Origin of the sequence: Marinactinospora rubrisoli (genome assembly GCF_042664915.1) — a bacterium.
GTDB classification, from domain to species: domain Bacteria; phylum Actinomycetota; class Actinomycetes; order Streptosporangiales; family Streptosporangiaceae; genus Marinitenerispora; species Marinitenerispora rubrisoli.
In genome coordinates this window covers 293,255-311,110 of record NZ_JBHTBH010000007.1, presented here as the reverse complement: position 1 = coordinate 311,110, position 17,856 = coordinate 293,255, and the positions used below count along the sequence as shown (strand labels likewise).

At 68.6% G+C, this 17,856-nt stretch carries 11 protein-coding genes; all 11 read right to left on the bottom strand.

Going from position 1 to position 17,856, the window contains the following annotated elements; translation table 11 throughout:
* Positions 1-37 precede the first annotated feature (37 nt).
* The gene (gene rplW, locus ACFQRF_RS16655; RefSeq protein ID WP_379872009.1) at positions 38-328 is read right to left on the bottom strand and encodes a 50S ribosomal protein L23; all 291 of its coding nucleotides are present in this window, start codon (positions 326-328) and stop codon (positions 38-40) included.
* A complete protein-coding gene (gene rplD, locus ACFQRF_RS16650; protein WP_379872008.1) occupies positions 325-993 on the bottom strand; it encodes a 50S ribosomal protein L4 in 669 nt (222 codons plus the stop codon). The genes rplW and rplD overlap by 4 nt, the downstream gene beginning before the upstream one ends.
* 3 nt (positions 994-996) lie before the next feature.
* Entirely contained in the window at positions 997-1,647 is a 651-nt protein-coding gene (rplC, locus tag ACFQRF_RS16645; RefSeq protein ID WP_379872007.1) for a 50S ribosomal protein L3, read from the bottom strand.
* Between the two features lie 13 nt (positions 1,648-1,660).
* The gene (rpsJ, locus tag ACFQRF_RS16640) at positions 1,661-1,969 is read right to left on the bottom strand and encodes a 30S ribosomal protein S10 (protein ID WP_013156110.1); all 309 of its coding nucleotides are present in this window, start codon (positions 1,967-1,969) and stop codon (positions 1,661-1,663) included.
* Positions 1,970-2,236: 267 nt separating this feature from the next.
* The gene (gene tuf / locus ACFQRF_RS16635; RefSeq protein ID WP_379872006.1) at positions 2,237-3,430 is read right to left on the bottom strand and encodes an elongation factor Tu; all 1,194 of its coding nucleotides are present in this window, start codon (positions 3,428-3,430) and stop codon (positions 2,237-2,239) included.
* 70 nt (positions 3,431-3,500) lie between these two features.
* On the bottom strand, positions 3,501-5,615 hold the full coding sequence (gene fusA, locus ACFQRF_RS16630) for an elongation factor G (RefSeq protein ID WP_379872005.1): 2,115 nt from the start codon (positions 5,613-5,615) through the stop codon (positions 3,501-3,503).
* Positions 5,616-5,660: 45 nt separating this feature from the next.
* Entirely contained in the window at positions 5,661-6,131 is a 471-nt protein-coding gene (rpsG, locus tag ACFQRF_RS16625) for a 30S ribosomal protein S7 (protein WP_114396158.1), read from the bottom strand.
* 2 nt (positions 6,132-6,133) lie between these two features.
* Positions 6,134-6,505, bottom strand: coding sequence for a 30S ribosomal protein S12 (gene rpsL / locus ACFQRF_RS16620; RefSeq protein WP_114396159.1), 372 nt, complete (start codon positions 6,503-6,505; stop codon positions 6,134-6,136).
* A gap of 588 nt (positions 6,506-7,093) precedes the next feature.
* Complete coding sequence (locus tag ACFQRF_RS16615; RefSeq protein WP_379872004.1) at positions 7,094-9,886, bottom strand: DUF4190 domain-containing protein; 2,793 nt, start codon at positions 9,884-9,886, stop codon at positions 7,094-7,096.
* Between the two features lie 153 nt (positions 9,887-10,039).
* Positions 10,040-13,915: a DNA-directed RNA polymerase subunit beta' gene (locus tag ACFQRF_RS16610; RefSeq protein WP_379872003.1), complete on the bottom strand. Its 3,876-nt coding sequence runs from the start codon at positions 13,913-13,915 to the stop codon at positions 10,040-10,042.
* A 31-nt stretch (positions 13,916-13,946) separates the two neighbouring features.
* Positions 13,947-17,414: a DNA-directed RNA polymerase subunit beta gene (gene rpoB, locus ACFQRF_RS16605; RefSeq protein WP_379872002.1), complete on the bottom strand. Its 3,468-nt coding sequence runs from the start codon at positions 17,412-17,414 to the stop codon at positions 13,947-13,949.
* Positions 17,415-17,856: the final 442 nt, after the last annotated feature.

Genomic DNA, 17,856 nt, shown 5'->3' with positions numbered 1-17,856 from the left:
TACGTGGTGCTGGAGATGAAGCGGTCAGGCTGGCGGATCAGACGCCGAAGATGTCGATCCGGTCGCCGTCCCGCAGGCTCACGATCGCGCGCTTGGTGTCGGGGCGCTTGCCGTACCCGAACCTCGTGCGCTTGCGCTTGCCCTGACGGTTGATCGTGTTCACGCTGGTGACCTTCACGTCGAAGATCTTCTCCACCGCGATCTTGATCTGCGTCTTGTTCGCGTCCGGCCGGACGATGAACGTGTACTTGTTCTGGTCCATCAGGCCGTAGCTCTTCTCAGAGATCACCGGCTCGATGATGATGTCCCGAGGGTCGGGGATCCTCACTGGTCCTCCTCCTGAGACGTCGCGGCCCCGGCGCCACTGGCCTGTGCCACGAACGCTTCGTAGCCGCGCTCGGTGAACACGATGTCGTCGGCGACCAGGACGTCGTAGGTGTTGACCTGGCCGGCGTCGAGGATGTGCACCTCGGGCAGGTTCCGCAGCGCCAGGCGGTTGTGCTCGTCCTCACGGCCGAGCACCACGAGCACCTTGTCGGAGTCGGTGACCTGACGCAGCGCCTGCAGCGCGGTCTGGGTGCGCTTGGTGGTGACGTCCGCCGCGACGAAGTCGCTGATGACGTGCACGCGGTCGTGCCGGGCCCGGTCGCTGAGGGCGCCGCGCAGTGCGGCGGCCTTCATCTTCTTGGGCGTGCGCTGGGAGTAGTCGCGCGGCTTGGGGCCGTGCACCACGCCACCGCCGGTGAACTGCGGAGCGCGGATGGAGCCCTGCCGGGCGCGGCCGGTGCCCTTCTGGCGGTACGGCTTCTTGCCGCCGCCGCGGACCTCGCCGCGGGTCTTGGTCGAGTGCGTGCCCTGCCGGCCCGCGGCCTCCTGCGCGACGACGACCTGGTGGATCAGCGGGATGTTGACCTGCTGATCGAAGATCTCGCCGGGGAGCTCAACGCTCCGGCCGGCCGCGCCGTCGGGGTTCCTGACCTCGATCGTCGCCATGGCTTACTTCTCCCCCTTCGCGGCGGTGCGGACGAGCACCAGCCCGCCGTTGGGGCCGGGGACCGCACCCTTGACCAGGATGAGACCCTTCTCGGCGTCAACCGCGTGCACGGTGAGGTTCTGGACGGTCGTGCGCACGTTGCCCATGCGGCCGGCCATCCGGAGGCCCTTGAAGACCCGGCCGGGGGTGGCGCAGCCGCCGATGGAACCCGGCGAGCGGTGCTTGCGCTGGGTGCCGTGCGTGGCGCTCAGGCCGCGGAAACCGTGCCGCTTCATGACACCCGCGTAGCCCTTGCCCTTGCTCTTGCCCGTGACGTCCACGAGCTGGCCGGCCTCGAACGTGTCGGCGGTCAGCTCCTGGCCGAGCGTGTACTCGGTGGCGTCGAGGGTGCGGACCTCGACGTAGTGGCGGCGCGGGGTCAGGTCGTGCTTGCGCAGGTAGTCGCCGAGCGGCTTGTTGACCTTGCGCGGGTTGATCTTCCCGTAGCCGAGCTGGATGGCGGAGTAGCCATCGGTCTCCGGGGTGCGGACGCGCGTCACGACACACGGACCGGCCTTCAGGACGGTCACCGGCACGATCCTGCCGGCGTCGTCGAAGACCTGGGTCATGCCGAGCTTCTCGCCCAGGACTCCCTTGATCTGCTTGGTGGCCATCTCTGTGCGTCCCTTAAAGCTTGATCTCGATGTCAACGCCGGCCGGGAGGTCGAGCCGCATGAGCGAGTCGACGGTCTTCGGCGTCGGGTCGATGATGTCGATCAGCCGCTTGTGCGTGCGCATCTCGAAGTGCTCGCGCGAGTCCTTGTACTTGTGCGGCGAACGGATGACGCAGTACACGTTCTTTTCCGTCGGCAACGGCACCGGGCCAGCGACCTGCGCGCCGGTCCTCGTCACAGTCTCGACGATCTTGCGCGCCGAGCTGTCGATGACCTCGTGGTCATAGGCCTTCAGCCGAATGCGGATCTTCTGTCCCGCCATGGTGGCCTTTTCGTCCTTCGCTTCAGTGTCCGTAGAGGCGCGGTGCCGTGATCCGGCCCGGTGCCCTCCGGGGCTGCCCTTGTGTTCGTGGCTCTATTCACCTGAGAAACCGCTGCAGGGCTGTCCCCTGAGTGAGGTGGCATCACCGCTACAGAGCCCGATGACGTCGTTCATGGTGGTGGCGGCCGAGCCGACCAGTGGCTCGACCGCCACCACCGGGGCGGGCCGGCGTTCTGACGCCCGCCGGCACCGCCCCGTGCGGTCGTCCTACTTGATGACCTTGGTCACCCGGCCGGCGCCCACGGTCCGGCCACCCTCGCGGATGGCGAACTTCAGGCCCTCCTCCATGGCGACCGGCTGGATCAGCTCCACCTTCATCTCGGTGTTGTCACCGGGCATGACCATCTCGGTGCCCTCGGGCAGCGTGACGACGCCGGTGACGTCCGTGGTGCGGAAGTAGAACTGCGGCCGGTAGTTGTTGAAGAACGGCGTGTGGCGGCCACCCTCGTCCTTGGACAGGATGACGACCTGAGCCTCGAACTCGGTGTGCGGGGTGGTCGTGCCCGGCTTGATGACGACCTGGCCGCGCTCGACGTCCTCGCGCTTGGTGCCGCGCAGCAGCAGACCGACGTTGTCACCGGCCTGGCCCTGGTCGAGCAGCTTGCGGAACATCTCGACACCGGTGACCGTGGTGGTCTGCTTCTCCGCCTTGATACCGACGATGTCGACGGTCTCGTTGACGTTGATGACACCGCGCTCGATGCGGCCGGTGACCACGGTGCCGCGGCCGGTGATCGAGAAGACGTCCTCGATCGGCATCAGGAACGGCTTCTCGACGTCGCGGACCGGCTCCGGGATGTTCTCGTCCACGGCGCTCATGAGCTCCAGGATCGACTGGCCCCACTCGGCGTCGCCCTCCAGCGCCTTGAGCGCGGAGACCTTGACGACCGGGACGTCGTCGCCCGGGAACTCGTACTCGTTGAGGAGCTCACGCACCTCGAGCTCGACGAGCTCGAAGATCTCCTCGTCGTCCACCATGTCGGCCTTGTTCAGGGCGACGACGATGTAGGGCACGCCGACCTGACGGGCCAGGAGCACGTGCTCCTTGGTCTGCGGCATCGGGCCGTCCGTGGCGGCGACCACCAGGATCGCGCCGTCCATCTGGGCGGCACCGGTGATCATGTTCTTCACGTAGTCCGCGTGACCCGGGCAGTCGACGTGGGCGTAGTGGCGCGCCTCGGTCTGGTACTCGACGTGCGCGATCGAGATGGTGATACCGCGCTCGCGCTCCTCCGGCGCCTTGTCGATGTCCTCGAACGGCGTGAAGGGGTTGAGCTCGGGGTACTGGTCGTGCAGGACCTTGGTGATCGCCGCGGTGAGCGTGGTCTTGCCGTGGTCGATGTGACCGATGGTCCCGATGTTTACGTGCGGCTTGGTCCGCTCGAACTTGGCCTTCGCCACTGGATTTCTCCTACTGGATCTAACGCCGTGTGACGTACGAGGTTGCTAGCTGTCTGGTTACGTGGCGCGGTTACTCGCCGCGGGCCTTCGCCACGATCTCGGTGGCGACGTTGGACGGGACCTCCGCGTAGGAGTCGAACACCATGGTGTAGTTCGCCCTCCCCTGCGTGCGGCTGCGAAGGTCGCCCACGTAGCCGAACATCTCCGACAGCGGCACGAGTGCCTTGACGACGCGCGCACCCGCACGCTCGTCCATCGACTGGATCTGTCCGCGTCGGCTGTTCAGGTCGCCGATCACGTCGCCCATGTAGTCCTCGGGCGTGGTGACCTCGACCGCCATGACCGGCTCCAGAAGAACCGGCTTGGCTTGCCGCGCCGCTTCCTTGAAGGCCATGGAACCGGCGATCTTGAAGGCGAGTTCGGAGGAGTCGACGTCGTGGTACGCGCCGTCCTGCAGCGTCACCTTGACACCCACGAGCGGGTACCCCGCCAGGATGCCGAACTCCGCGGCCTCCTGGCAGCCGGCGTCCACCGACGGGATGTACTCCCGCGGAACGCGGCCGCCCGTGATGTTGTTGACGAACTCGTACCCGGCGCCGTCGGTGTCGCCGTCGGCCTCCAGCGGTTCGAGGTCGATGATGACGCGGCCGAACTGGCCGGAGCCACCCGTCTGCTTCTTGTGGGTGTACTCGACCTTCTCGACCTTCCGGCGGATGGTCTCGCGGTAGGAGACCTGCGGCTTGCCGATGTTCGCCTCGACCTTGAACTCGTCCCGCATGCGGTTGACGAAGACCTCGAGGTGCAGCTCGCCCATACCGGCGATGACCGTCTGGCCGGTCTCCTCGTCGGTGTTCACCTGGAAGGTGGGGTCCTCCTCGACGAGCCGCTGGATCGCGATGCCGAGCTTCTCCTGGTCGCTCTTGGTCTTCGGCTCGATGGCGACCCGGATGACCGGCGCCGGGAAGGTCATGGACTCCAGCACGATCGGCGAGGCCGCGTCGCAGAGCGTCTCACCGGTGGTGGTGTCCTTGAGCCCCATGACGGCCACGATGTCACCGGCGCCCACCCGCGCGATCTCGGTGCGCTTGTTGGCGTGCATCCGGTAGATCTTGCCGATGCGCTCCTTGCGGCCCTTCACGCTGTTCAGGACCTGCGAGCCGGCCTCCAGCACACCGGAGTAGATGCGCAGGTAGGTGAGCTTGCCCAGGTGCGGGTCGCTCATGATCTTGAAGGCCAGGGCCGCGAGCGGCTCCTCCTCGCTCGGCTTGCGGGAGAGCGACGCCTCCTCGGTCTCGTCCTTCGGGTCGTGACCGGTGATCTCGTCGATGTCCAGCGGCGAGGGCAGGTAGGCGACGACCGCGTCGAGCAGCGGCTGCACGCCCTTGTTCTTGAACGCGGTTCCGCAGAGGACCGGGACGGCGGTGCCGGCGATGGTGGCGCGCCGGATGGCGGGCACCAGCTGCTCGATCGTGGGCTCCTGACCCTCCAGGTACAGCTCCATGATCTCGTCGTCGGCCTCGGCCAGGGTCTCGACGAGCTTGTCGTGAGCCTCGCGCGCGGCGTCGGCGTGGGAGTCCGGGATCTCGATGGTGTCGTACATCTCGCCCTTGGCGGCCTCGTCCGACCAGACGTAGGCCTTCATGCGGACGAGGTCGATGACGCCCTTGAAGCCGGCCTCCGCGCCGATGGGCAGCTGGATCGCCAGCGGGTTGGCCCCGAGGCGGTCCGAGATCATGTCGACGCAGCGCTGGAACTCGGCGCCGATCTTGTCCATCTTGTTGACGAAGCAGATCCGCGGCACGTTGTACTTGTCCGCCTGCCGCCACACCTGCTCGGACTGGGGCTCCACGCCCTCCTTGGCGTCGAACACGGCCACCGCACCGTCGAGGACACGCAGGTTCCGCTCCACCTCGACCGTGAAGTCGACGTGGCCGGGCGTGTCGATGAGGTTGATGGTGTGGTCGTCCCAGTGAGTGGTGGTCGCGGCCGACGTGATCGTGATGCCGCGCTCCTGCTCCTCCTTCATCCAGTCCATGGTGGCTGCGCCCTCATGGACCTCACCGATCTTGTAGGTCACACCGGTGTAGAAGAGGATCCGCTCGGTCGTGGTGGTCTTGCCCGCGTCGATGTGCGCCATGATCCCGATGTTGCGGACCTTGGCAAGGTCAAGAGCAGTGGTAGCCATGTGGCTCGTCTTCTCTCGGTCTCTCGTCTCGATAGGCCGCGGGGATTACCAGCGGTAGTGGGCGAAAGCCTTGTTGGACTCCGCCATCTTGTGGGTGTCCTCGCGACGCTTGACGCTGGCGCCCAGGCCGTTGCTGGCGTCCACCAGCTCGTTCAGCAGGCGCTCGGTCATGGTCTTCTCCCGGCGCTGACGGGCGTACTGCACCAGCCAGCGCAGAGCGAGCGTCGTGCTGCGGGACGAACGGACCTCGACCGGCACCTGGTAGGTGGCGCCACCGACGCGGCGGCTGCGCACCTCAAGAGCGGGCTTCACGTTGTCCAGCGCACGCTTCAGGACCACGAGCGGGTCCTGACCGGTCTTCTCACGGGCTCCTTCGAGGGCGTCGTACACGATGCCCTGCGCGATGGAGCGCTTGCCGTCGAGCAGCACCTTGTTGATCAGTGCGGTGACCAGCGGCGAGCCGTAGACCGGGTCGGTGATCAGCTGGCGCTTTGGCGCCGGGCCCTTGCGCGGCATGCTTACTTCTCCTTCTTAGCGCCGTAACGGCTACGCGCCTGCTTGCGGTTACGGACGCCCTGGGTGTCCAGAGAACCGCGGATGACCTTGTACCGGACACCCGGCAGGTCCTTCACACGGCCACCGCGCACGAGCACGATGGAGTGCTCCTGCAGATTGTGTCCGACACCGGGGATGTAGGCCGTGACCTCGATCCCGCTGCTGAGGCGGACACGGGCGACCTTGCGCAGCGCGGAGTTCGGCTTCTTCGGCGTAGTGGTGTAGACACGCGTGCACACACCACGACGCTGCGGACTCCCCTTCAGCGCCGGGGTCTTGTTCTTCGAGACCTTGTCCTGTCGGCCCTTACGGACCAGCTGCTGGATGGTGGGCACCGCGTCTCCGTCTTTCTCGTGACCTACGCCGGTTCTGTTAGCCGATTGCGCTATTGACCTGCTGGATTTCCGACCTCCCCCGACCCCCGCATCCGGGCGTGTCGCGCACTCTCCCGTGCATGACGACGTGGTTGCACCCGGCCTCGCGGCCGACTGTCGTGGGAGGAGGTGTCACGCGCCGCTCTCGGAACGCCACCTCAAGGCGACCAGGAGTGCCCCGGAGGGCCAGGAGGCACAGTCTCCAAAGCGCACACGTGTGACCCGCTGACTCACGGGCACGAAGTTGAAGAGTACCGAACAGCGTCTACCTGGTCAAAACAGCGGTGTCCGCGCTCGGTACCCGTGGCTTCGCAGCCTCATGCTGCCGTAGGTCACCCTCTAGTGTACGGGCAGTCAGGAGTGCCGCGTGCGGTGATGTGGTTCCGTTGTCGCGCGCCCGTGCCGCGGACGGCCGCTTCCGCCGCCGCGATGGCGCGTCGCCCCTCCGCCTACCCCGCGCGAGCCTCCGCACACCTGCCGATCGCGGCAGGGGCTGACCGGCCCGCCCCCGCCGAAGCCGGAGCGGGCCGTGCATCCAGCCGGGAGTCCTCAGAACAGCAGGGACGTCCCGACCACGATGATCTCCAGTCCCGAGAGCCCGATGCCGATCCAGGCGGTGATGACGCCGCCCCGCACCAGGTGTTCCCCCTCCAGTTCCCCGTGCGAGGACCGGATCGCCCGCCGCACGCCGGGGGCGATCACCAGCGCGGCGATCGCGGTGGCCAGGCCGATCACCGGGATCAGGCCGAGGATGCCCAGCCAGAGCGTGGCCCCGGCCCGGGGCGCGGTCTCCGGCCAGTCTTCGAGGTTGTCGTACCCTGGGTACTCCTCGCCCGCGGGCCGGTCGTCGAAGCCGGGGAACTCCTCGGCCACCCGGTCCCGGCCGCCACGGGACCGCCGGCCGCGCGCCCCGGCCCCGGAGTCGCCGGGTGCGTCGTCCCCGTAGCGGTCGTCCCGGTGGTCCTCGTCGTCGCGGTAGTCGTCGTCCCGGTACCGGTCCTCCCGGTACTCGGCGTCCCGGTAGCCGTCATCGCGGTAGCCGTCCGGCGCCCCGTACTCGTCCGGGCGGCCGGGGTGGCCGTCGTACCCGCCGCGGTCCGAACCGTGGTCCCGGTAGGCCGGGTCGTCGCCCGGTCCGTCGTCGTACGGCCGGTCGTAGGGGCGGTCGCCGTACCCGTGCTCGCGGGGGCCGAGTTCGTCATGGCCGAACCCGCCCTCGTCGTCGCGGGAGTACCCGCGCTCGTACGCCGCCGGGCGTGCGTCGAAGCGGTCGTCGAGCACCGGCATCGCCTGGGTGCCCTCGCCCGGGTCGGGGCGGGACGGTTCGGCGCGCCGGTCCTCGGCGCTCGCCGGTGGGGAGCCGAGGCCGGCCTGCAGGTCCTTCGGGCGGAGCGCCTGTGTGGTGTGCGTGGGATTGCCGTCGCGGCGCCGGTCCTGTGCCTCGGCGCCGATCCGCCGCACCTCTTCGGGCAGCCGCGGGTCGTCGCGGCTGAACGCCCAGGTGTTGCCGCTACCGGTTCCGAGACCGCCGCTCAGCGGGTCGACCGCGGGCTCGGGCTGCGGACGCGGGTCGGCCGGCTGCTGCCACGCCGTGGAGTCGTAGGGATCGGCGAGCGGATCGTCGGCACGCGCCGCCGGGCGGTCCGGCCCGGCGTCCGTGGGCGCCGGGTCCCGCCAGTCGAGCGGGCCGAGCTCGTCGGACGGCGCGGCCCCGGACGGCGACCGCCGGCCACCGGTGCGCGGTTCCGCGCCGAGCGGGTCGGCGTCGGGGCGCCGGTGCGCGGCGGGCTCGGCTTCGGGGGTGTCGCCGCGTGGCGGCCAGGCGGTGTCGGCGGACAGCGGATCCGGCGCCGTGGCGCCGCCCGTCTCACGCCGCGGCTCCCACTGCCCCGAACCCACCGGACCGGGGAACGGATCGGTCAGCGGATCCCGCAACGGATCCGCCAGTGGGTCACGCTCCGCCCGCTCCACCGACGGCTCCACGCCCGGGTACCTGCCCGAGCCCAGCGGATCCGCGCCCGGAACGTCCACATCCGAACGATCGGCCGTGCCCGGTGTCCGGTACGGCGTGCCGAGCGGATCGGCGTCGCCGTAGCGCGGTACGGCACCACGGGACGGGGCGTCCAGCGGGTCGGCGTCCGCCGGAGCCGTGCCCCGGTCCTCGGAACGCGGCGGCCAGGCGGTGTCGGCCGACAGCGGATCCGGCGCCGTCGCGCCGCCCGTCTCACGCCGCGGCTCCCACTGCCCCGAACCCGGCGAACCCACCGGACCGGGGAACGGATCGGTCAACGGATCCCGCAACGGATCCCGCTCTGCCCGCTCCGACGGCTCCACGCCCGAGTACCTGCCCGAGCCCAGCGGATCCGCGCCCGGGACACCCACATCCGCACGATCGGCCGTGCCGCCGTCCCAGCCGGGGTAGCCGGTACCGGACGCGCCCAACGAGGACGCCGCGGGCTGTTCGCCGGTGGGGACCCGGTAGACGCCGGGCCCACCGGACGGCGAGCCGCCCAGTGGGTCGCCGGACCGCTCGCCGCCCGGGGCGGTGCTCCAGTCGGTGCCCGGACGCCCGTCGCCGGCGGCTCCGGGAGCGGGCCGGTCCAGCGCGGGGTCGGGCGGCAGCGGCTCACCGAAGCCGGACCCGCCGGACGGGCGGCCGGCGTCGTTGCGGTACCCGCCCCAGTCGTCCGTCTCGTCGGCCGGCCGGCCGGCGTCGGTGCGGGGGGAGGCCGCCCCGGCCCGCGGGTAGCCGTCGGCCAGCGGATCGCCGCCGGTGTCGCTCTCGCCGTGCGGGTATCCACCGGACCCGGGGTAGCCGCCGGCCCGCAGCGGCTCGCCGCCGTAGGGCCGCTCGGGCCACCCGGACGCCGTCTCCTCGGGCTCGCGGGCCGGCCGGTAGCCGTCGCCGAGCGGATCGTCGTGGCCGCCCGGCCGGTCTCGCCGGGCCGCCGGGGAGCCGGGGTAGCCGGTATCGCCCCCGGGGGCCGGAGTGCCCAGCCCGCCCAGGGCGGACGGGTACGGCTCGGCCATGCCGGGCCGCCGGGCGGCGTCGCCGTAGCCGAGTCCCGGATATCCGCCGGTGGCCGGCGCGGCCGCCTCTCCGTGCCGCCGCAGGTAGGGGTTGGAGCTGTCGGCCAAGGGTGCGGGACCGTCGGGCCGGTCGCCGCCGGGCGCGGCACCGGGGCCGTCCTGAGACCGCCGCTCGTCGCCGTTGGGCTCCTCATGCCGCGCCTGGGCCCGGTACCGGTCGCCGCTCGGCGTGAACCACGAGCCCGGAGCGTGTTCCGGCTGCTCGGATCCGTCCTCCGGCGACCCGTACGGTACTCCCCCGTTTTCGGTCACTGTGTTCGATCTCCCGACCGCGCGTGAGCGCTCTTCCGACTCTCCGCCCGAGTATGGCGGGCGGCAACGACGAACGGCGGTAGTACCACTCCTCCGGAGTGGACCACCGCCGTCGCCAGTTCAACCAATCGATCTCACCGGTTGGTTATCAGGTCACCTGTTATAGGGACCGAAGTCGTACTCCTCCAGCGGGACGGCCTCGCCGGATCCCTGCCCGAAGGTGTACTCGCTGGGCTCCTCGTAGGCCGACACGGAGTACATCGACGCCTTGGCCTCCTCGGTCGGCTCGACCCGGACGTTGCGGTACTGCGGCATGCCGGTACCCGCCGGGATGAGCTTACCGATGATGACGTTCTCCTTGAGCCCGAGCAGCGGGTCGCTCTTGCCGTGGATGGCGTTCTCGGTGAGGACCCGGGTGGTCTCCTGGAACGAGGCGGCGGACAGCCACGACTCCGTCGCCAGCGACGCCTTGGTGATGCCGAGCAGCACCGGCCGGCCGGACGCCGGCTGGCCGCCCTCGGCCACGACCTGACGGTTGATCGCCTCGAACTTCGGACGCTCCACCATCTCGCCCGGCAGCAGCTCGGTGTCGCCGGACTCCAGGATGTTCACCCGCTTGAGCATCTGCCGCACGATGATCTCGATGTGCTTGTCGTGGATCGAGACACCCTGCGACTTGTAGACCTCCTGCACCTCCGACACCAGGTGCTGCTGGACCGCGCGCGGCCCCTGGATGCGCAGCACCTCGTGCGGGTTGATGGCGCCCTGGATCAGCTGCTGGCCGACCGTGACGTGGTCGCCCTCGCCCACCAGCAGGCGGGCCCGCATCGGAACCGGGTAGGCGATCTCGTCCGAGCCGTCGTCCGGAATCAGGACGATCTTACGGCTCTTCTCGGTCTCCTCGATCCGGATCCGGCCCTCGACCTCGCTGATCGGTGCCACACCCTTGGGGATGCGGGCCTCGAACAGCTCCTGGACACGCGGCAGACCGTGCGTGATGTCCTGACCGGCGGAACCACCCATGTGGAAGGTCCGCATGGTCAGCTGAGTGCCGGGCTCACCGATGGACTGTGCCGCGATGATGCCGATGGCCTCGCCCACGTCGACCGGCTTGCCGGTGGCCAGCGACCGGCCGTAGCAGGTGCTGCACACGCCGATCTTGGCCTCACAGGTCAGCGAGCTGCGCACCCGCACCCGCGTGACGCCGGCGGCGATCAGCTTGTCGATGACCCCCTCGGTGGTGTCGGTCAGCGCCGGGGCGATGACCTTACCGTCCACCACGACGTCCTCGGCCAGGGTGCGGCCGAACCCGGTGTTCTCGACGTTGTGCTTGCGCACGACGACGCCGGCGGCGTTCTGCTCACCGATCTCGTGCCAGAGCGAGCGGTCGGTGCCGCAGTCGACCTCGCGGACGATGACGTCCTGCGCCACGTCCACCAGGCGCCGCGTGAGGTAGCCGGAGTCGGCCGTCCGCAGCGCGGTGTCGGCCAGACCCTTGCGCTGGCCGTGCGTGGAGATGAAGTACTCCAGCACCGACAGGCCCTCGCGGTAGGAGGACTTGATCGGCCGCGGGATGGTCTCGCCCTTGGTGTTGGAGACCAGTCCGCGGATACCGGCGATCTGGCGCACCTGCATGGGGTTGCCACGGGCGCCGGAGTTGACCATCATCCACACCGGGTTGTCGGCCGGGAAGTTCTCCTCCATCTCCTTGGCGACCTCGTTGGTGGCCTTGGTCCAGATCTCCGTGAGCTCCTGACGGCGCTCGTCGTCGGTGATCAGACCGCGGTCGTACTCGCGCTGGATCTTGTCGGCCTGCCGCTCGTAGCCGTCCAGGATGGCCTGCTTGCGCGGCGGGGCGACGACGTCGCCGATGCCGATGGTCAGGCCGGACCGGGTGGCCCAGTGGTAGCCGGCGTCCTTCAGCGCGTCCAGCGTGGTGGCCACCTGGACCTTCGGGTAGTTCTCCGCCAGCTCGTTCACCAGGGCGGACACCTGCTTCTTGCCCACCTGGTAGTTGACGAACGGGTAGTCCTCCGGGGTGGTCTCGTTGAAGAGGTACCGCCCCAGCGTGGTCTCCAGCGTGTAGGGCTCGCCCGGCTGGTAGTCCTCCGGCGCCACCCAGTCGCGCGGCGGCGGAACCTCGCCCTCCAGACGCAGCCTGATGCGCGCCTGCAGGTCGAGGTCGCCCAGGTCGTAGGCCATGATGGCCTCACCCGGCGTGCGGAACGCCCGGCCCTCGCCCTTCGCGCCCTCCTTGAGGGTGGTCAGGTAGTAGAGCCCGATGATCATGTCCTGGGTGGGCATGGTCACCGGCTTGCCGTCGGACGGCTTCAGGATGTTGTTCGTGGCGAGCATCAGGATGCGCGCCTCGGCCTGGGCCTCCGCCGACAGCGGCAGGTGCACCGCCATCTGGTCGCCGTCGAAGTCCGCGTTGAACGCGGTGCAGACCAGCGGGTGGATCTGGATCGCCTTGCCCTCGACCAGCTGCGGCTCGAACGCCTGGATGCCCAGCCGGTGCAGGGTGGGCGCCCGGTTCAGCAGCACGGGGTGCTCGGTGATGACCTCTTCGAGCACGTCCCACACCACGGGGCGGGAGCGCTCGACCATCCGCTTGGCGCTCTTGATGTTCTGCGCGTGGTTCAGGTCCACCAGGCGCTTCATCACGAACGGCTTGAACAGCTCCAGGGCCATCTGCTTGGGCAGACCGCACTGGTGCAGCTTCAGCTGCGGACCGACGACGATCACCGAACGGCCGGAGTAGTCGACGCGCTTGCCGAGCAGGTTCTGCCGGAACCGGCCCTGCTTGCCCTTGAGCATGTCGGACAGCGACTTCAGCGGCCGGTTGCCCGGACCGGTGACGGGACGGCCGCGGCGGCCGTTGTCGAACAGCGCGTCGACGGCCTCCTGCAGCATCCGCTTCTCGTTGTTGACGATGATCTCGGGCGCGCCGAGGTCGAGCAGCCGCTTGAGGCGGTTGTTCCGGTTGATGACCCGGCGGTACAGGTCGTTCAGGTCGGAGGTGGCGAACCGGCCACCGTCGAGCTGAACCATGGGCCGCAGGTCCGGCGGGATCACCGGGATGCAGTCCAGGACCATGCCGTTCGGGCTGTTGCGGGTGTTCAGGAACGCCGAGACAACCTTGAGCCGCTTGAGGGCGCGGGCCTTCTTCTGGCCCTTGCCGGTGCGGATGGTCTCGCGCAGCCGCTCGGCCTCGGCGTCGAGGTCGAAGTTGGCGAGGCGTTCCTGGATCGCCTGGGCGCCCATGCCGCCGCGGAAGTACTTGCCGAAGCGGTCCCGCATGTCGCGGTAGAGCAGCTCGTCGCCTTCGAGGTCCTGGACCTTGAGGTTCTTGAAGCGGTTCCAGACCTCTTCCAGCCGGTCGATCTCGCGCTGGGCGCGGTCGCGGATCTGCCGCATCTCGCGCTCGGCGCTCTCACGCACCTTGCGGCGCGCGTCGCCCTTGGCGCCCTGCTCCTCCAGCTCGGCGAGGTCGGCCTCCAGCTTGCGGTGCCGCTCCTCGACGGCGGAGTCGCGCCGCTGCTCAAGGTGCTGCCGCTGCACGGAGATCTGCGCCTCCAGCGACTGCAGGTCGCGCTCGCGGGCCTCGGTGTCCACCCACGTGACCATGTAGGCCGCGAAGTAGATGATCTTTTCGAGGTCCTTGGGCGCGAGGTCGAGCAGGTAGCCCAGACGGCTGGGCACGCCCTTGAAGTACCAGATGTGGGTCACGGGCGCGGCGAGCTCGATGTGGCCCATGCGCTCACGCCGGACCTTGGCACGGGTGACCTCCACGCCGCACCGCTCGCAGATGATGCCCTTGAAGCGGACCCGCTTGTACTTGCCGCAGTAGCACTCCCAGTCGCGGGTCGGACCGAAGATCTTCTCGCAGAAGAGTCCGTCCTTCTCCGGCTTGAGGGTGCGGTAGTTGATGGTTTCCGGCTTCTTGACCTCGCCGTGCGACCACTGACGGATGTCCTCGGCCGTCGCAAGGCCAATTCGCAGCTCGTCGAAGAAGTTGACGTCGAGCACTTAATTCGTCCCCTGCTCTTGGATCGCGGAATTAGACCTCTTCGACGCTGCTCGGCTCGCGCCGACCCAGGTCGATTCCCAGTTCTTCCGCTGCGCGGAAAACGTCCTCATCGCTGTCCCGCATCTCGATGGACATACCGTCGCTGGACAGCACTTCCACGTTCAGACAGAGCGACTGCATCTCCTTGATGAGCACCTTGAAGGATTCGGGGATCCCCGGCTCGGGGATGTTCTCGCCCTTGACGATGGCCTCGTAGACCTTGACGCGGCCCACGACGTCGTCGGACTTGATGGTGAGCAGCTCCTGGAGGGCGTAGGCGGCGCCGTACGCCTCCAGCGCCCACACCTCCATCTCGCCGAACCGCTGGCCGCCGAACTGCGCCTTACCGCCCAGCGGCTGCTGGGTGATCATCGAGTACGGGCCGGTGGAACGCGCGTGGATCTTGTCGTCCACCAGGTGGTGCAGCTTCAGGAAGTAGGTGTAGCCGACCGCGATCGGCTCCTTGAACGGCTCACCGGTGCGGCCGTCGAACAGCCGCGCCTTGCCGTGCTCGTTCACCAGACGGTCGCCGTCGGCGTTGGGCAGGCTGGACGCGAGCAGGCCACCGATCTCGTTCTCCTGCAGACCGTCGAAGACCGGCGTGGCGACCTTGGTTCCGGGGCTGATGTCGTCGGCCCCGATGGCCCGCATCGCCTGCTTCCAGCCCTCGTCGTCGCCCTCGATCTTCCAGCCGCTCTTGGCCAGCCACCCCAGGTGGATCTCCAGGATCTGGCCGACGTTCATGCGGCCGGGCACGCCCAGCGGGTTCAGCACGATGTCGACCGGCGTGCCGTCCTCCAGGAACGGCATGTCCTCCTGCGGGAGGATCTTGGAGATCACGCCCTTGTTGCCGTGCCGGCCGGCGAGCTTGTCGCCGTCGGTGATCTTGCGCTTCTGGGCCACGTAGACCCGGACCAGCTCGTTGACGCCGGGCGGGAGTTCGTCGCCCTCCTCGCGGCTGAACACGCGCACGCCGATGACCTTGCCGGACTCGCCGTGCGGCACCTTCAGCGAGGTGTCGCGGACCTCACGCGCCTTCTCACCGAAGATGGCGCGCAGCAGCCGCTCCTCCGGGGTCAGCTCGGTCTCGCCCTTCGGGGTGACCTTGCCGACGAGGATGTCGCCGTCGACGACCTCCGCGCCGATCCGGATGATGCCGCGGTCGTCCAGGTCGGCGAGGACCTCCTCGCTGACGTTGGGGATCTCGCGGGTGATCTCCTCCGGGCCGAGCTTGGTGTCGCGCGCGTCGACCTCGTGCTCCTCGATGTGGATCGAGGACAGCACGTCGTCCTGCACGATGCGCTGGGAGAGGACGATGGCGTCCTCGTAGTTGTGGCCTTCCCAGGACATGTAGGCGACGAGCAGGTTCCGGCCGAGCGACATCTCACCGTTGTCGGTCGACGGGCCGTCGGCGAGCACCTGCTGCTCCTCGACCCGCTGCCCCTCTTCGACGATGGGGCGCTGGTTGAAGCAGGTTCCCTGGTTGGTCCGCTTGAACTTGGCGACCCGGTAGGTCTTGCGGGTGCCGTCGTCGGCCATGACGGTGATGTAGTCGGCGGTGACGTCCTCGACGACACCGGCCTTCTCGGCCAGGATGACGTCGCCGGCATCGGTGGCCGCGCGGTACTCCATGCCGGTGCCGACCAGCGGCGCCTCGGAGCGCAGCAGCGGCACCGCCTGGCGCTGCATGTTGGACCCCATGAGCGCGCGGTTGGCGTCGTCGTGCTCAAGGAACGGGATCAGGGCCGTCGCGACCGACACCATCTGGCGCGGCGAGACGTCCATGTAGTCGACTTCGCTCTTGTGGACGGCCTCGAACTCCTCGCCCTTGCGGCGGACGAGCACGCGGTCCTCGGCGAAGGTGCCGTCGGCGTTGACCGGCGTGTTCGCCTGGGCGATGACGTACCGGTCCTCCTCATCGGCGGTGAGGTAGGAGATCTCGTCGGTCAGCCGGCCGTCGACGACCTTGCGGTACGGGGTCTCGACGAAGCCGAACGAGTTGACCCGGCCGTAGGCGGCCAGCGAGCCGATCAGGCCGATGTTCGGGCCTTCCGGAGTCTCGATCGGGCACATGCGGCCGTAGTGCGACGGGTGCACGTCGCGCACCTCGAAGCCCGCGCGCTCACGGGACAGACCGCCCGGGCCCAGCGCCGAGAGACGGCGCTTGTGGGTGAGGCCCGCCAGCGGGTTGTTCTGGTCCATGAACTGCGAGAGCTGGCTGGTGCCGAAGAACTCCTTGATGGAGGCGACGACCGGCCGGATGTTGATCAGCGTCTGCGGCGTGATGGCCTCGACGTCCTGCGTGGTCATCCGCTCGCGGACGACGCGCTCCATCCGGGCCAGGCCCAGGCGGACCTGGTTCTGGATCAGCTCGCCGACGGTGCGCAGGCGGCGGTTGCCGAAGTGGTCGATGTCGTCGACCTCGATCGGGAAGTTGCCGTGCTCACGCACGAGCTCCTCCTCGCCGGCGTGCAGCCGCACGAGGTAGTCGATCGTGGCGACGATGTCCTCTTCGGTGAGCGTGCCCTGGGTGTACTCGGCCTGCAGCCCCAGCTTCTTGTTGAGCTTGTAGCGGCCGACCTTGGCGAGGTCGTAGCGCTTGGGGTTGAAGTACAGGTTCTCCAGGAGCGTCTGCGCGGACTCCTTCGTGGGCGGCTCGCCCGGGCGCAGCTTCCGGTAGATGTCCAGCAGCGCGTCGTCGGTCCCGGCGGTGGGGTCCTTCTCCAGCGTGTTGCGGATGGACTCGTACTGGCCGAAGCGCTCCAGGATCTGGTCCGTGGTCCAGCCCAGCGCCTTCAGCAGCACGGTGACGCCCTGCTTGCGCTTGCGGTCGATGCGCACGCCGACGAAGTCGCGCTTGTCGACCTCGAACTCCAGCCAGGCGCCGCGCGACGGGATGACCTTGCACCCGTACAGGTCCTTGTCGGAGGTCTTGTCGACCTGGCGGTCGAAGTACACACCGGGCGAGCGGACCAGCTGCGACACGACGACACGCTCGGTGCCGTTGATGATGAAGGTGCCCTTGGCGGTCATGAGCGGGAAGTCGCCCATGAACACCGTCTGGCTCTTGATCTCACCGGTGTCGTTGTTGATGAACTCCGCCGTGACGAACATCGGGGCGGAGTAGGTCATGTCCTTGTCCTTGCACTCCTCTTCGGAGTACTTGGGCGGCTCGAACCGGTGGTCGCGGAACGAGAGCGACATCGTGCCCGAGAAGTCCTCGATCGGACTGATCTCCTCGAAGATCTCCTCAAGGCCGGACTGCTCCGGGACATCCTTGCGTCCGGCGTTACGAGCCGCCTCGACTCGGGTACGCCACTTCTCGTTACCGAGCAGCCAGTCGAACGACTCGGTCTGCAGGGCGAGAAGGTTCGGGACCTCAAGGGGTTCCTGGATACGGGCGAAGGAAACGCGGTTCGGACCAAGGGCGTTAGCGGAGGCGTTGCGCGAGGCTGCCAACAGGGGTCCTTCCGAAGGCTTGTGGCGGTTGATGCGCGCGCACGCCGGACGACCCGAATGTCGAGGGACCGCCGGACAGGGGCGGCTCCCATCTAGAGAACGTACACACCAGCCCAATCCCGTAAGAATTGGACACTACGTACGGACTCCGGCACAGGATTCGTCAATGGGCAGCGCAAAAGGGCAGTGTAGCCGAATACTACACCGCTGTCCAACAACATCCCCCGGAGTCAGTCACGACACCACGCAGCATCGCCGCAACCGGCGGATCCGTCAACCCCAGATCCGACAGAACAGGCCATTCCGCCTCCGTGAGAGGTCCCACAAGCCCCGGAAGGTGTGAGCGAGCATACATCCGGGAAGAACAAAAGGTTCCAGCCGCTCCCTGTCCGCGGCCGTCGTCATCGCACCATGGCGGTGCGGATACCGGTCCGCGATGAGC

Bases quoted from the DNA above. Each gene is read 5' to 3' on its own strand.
- rplD (WP_379872008.1), bottom strand. From the start codon at position 993: ATGGCGACGATCGAGGTCAGGAACCCCGACGGCGCGGCCGGCCGGAGC.
- rplC (WP_379872007.1), bottom strand. From the start codon at position 1,647: ATGGCCACCAAGCAGATCAAGGGAGTCCTGGGCGAGAAGCTCGGCATG.
- rpsJ (WP_013156110.1), bottom strand. From the start codon at position 1,969: ATGGCGGGACAGAAGATCCGCATTCGGCTGAAGGCCTATGACCACGAG.
- fusA (WP_379872005.1), bottom strand. From the start codon at position 5,615: ATGGCTACCACTGCTCTTGACCTTGCCAAGGTCCGCAACATCGGGATC.
- rpsG (WP_114396158.1), bottom strand. From the start codon at position 6,131: ATGCCGCGCAAGGGCCCGGCGCCAAAGCGCCAGCTGATCACCGACCCG.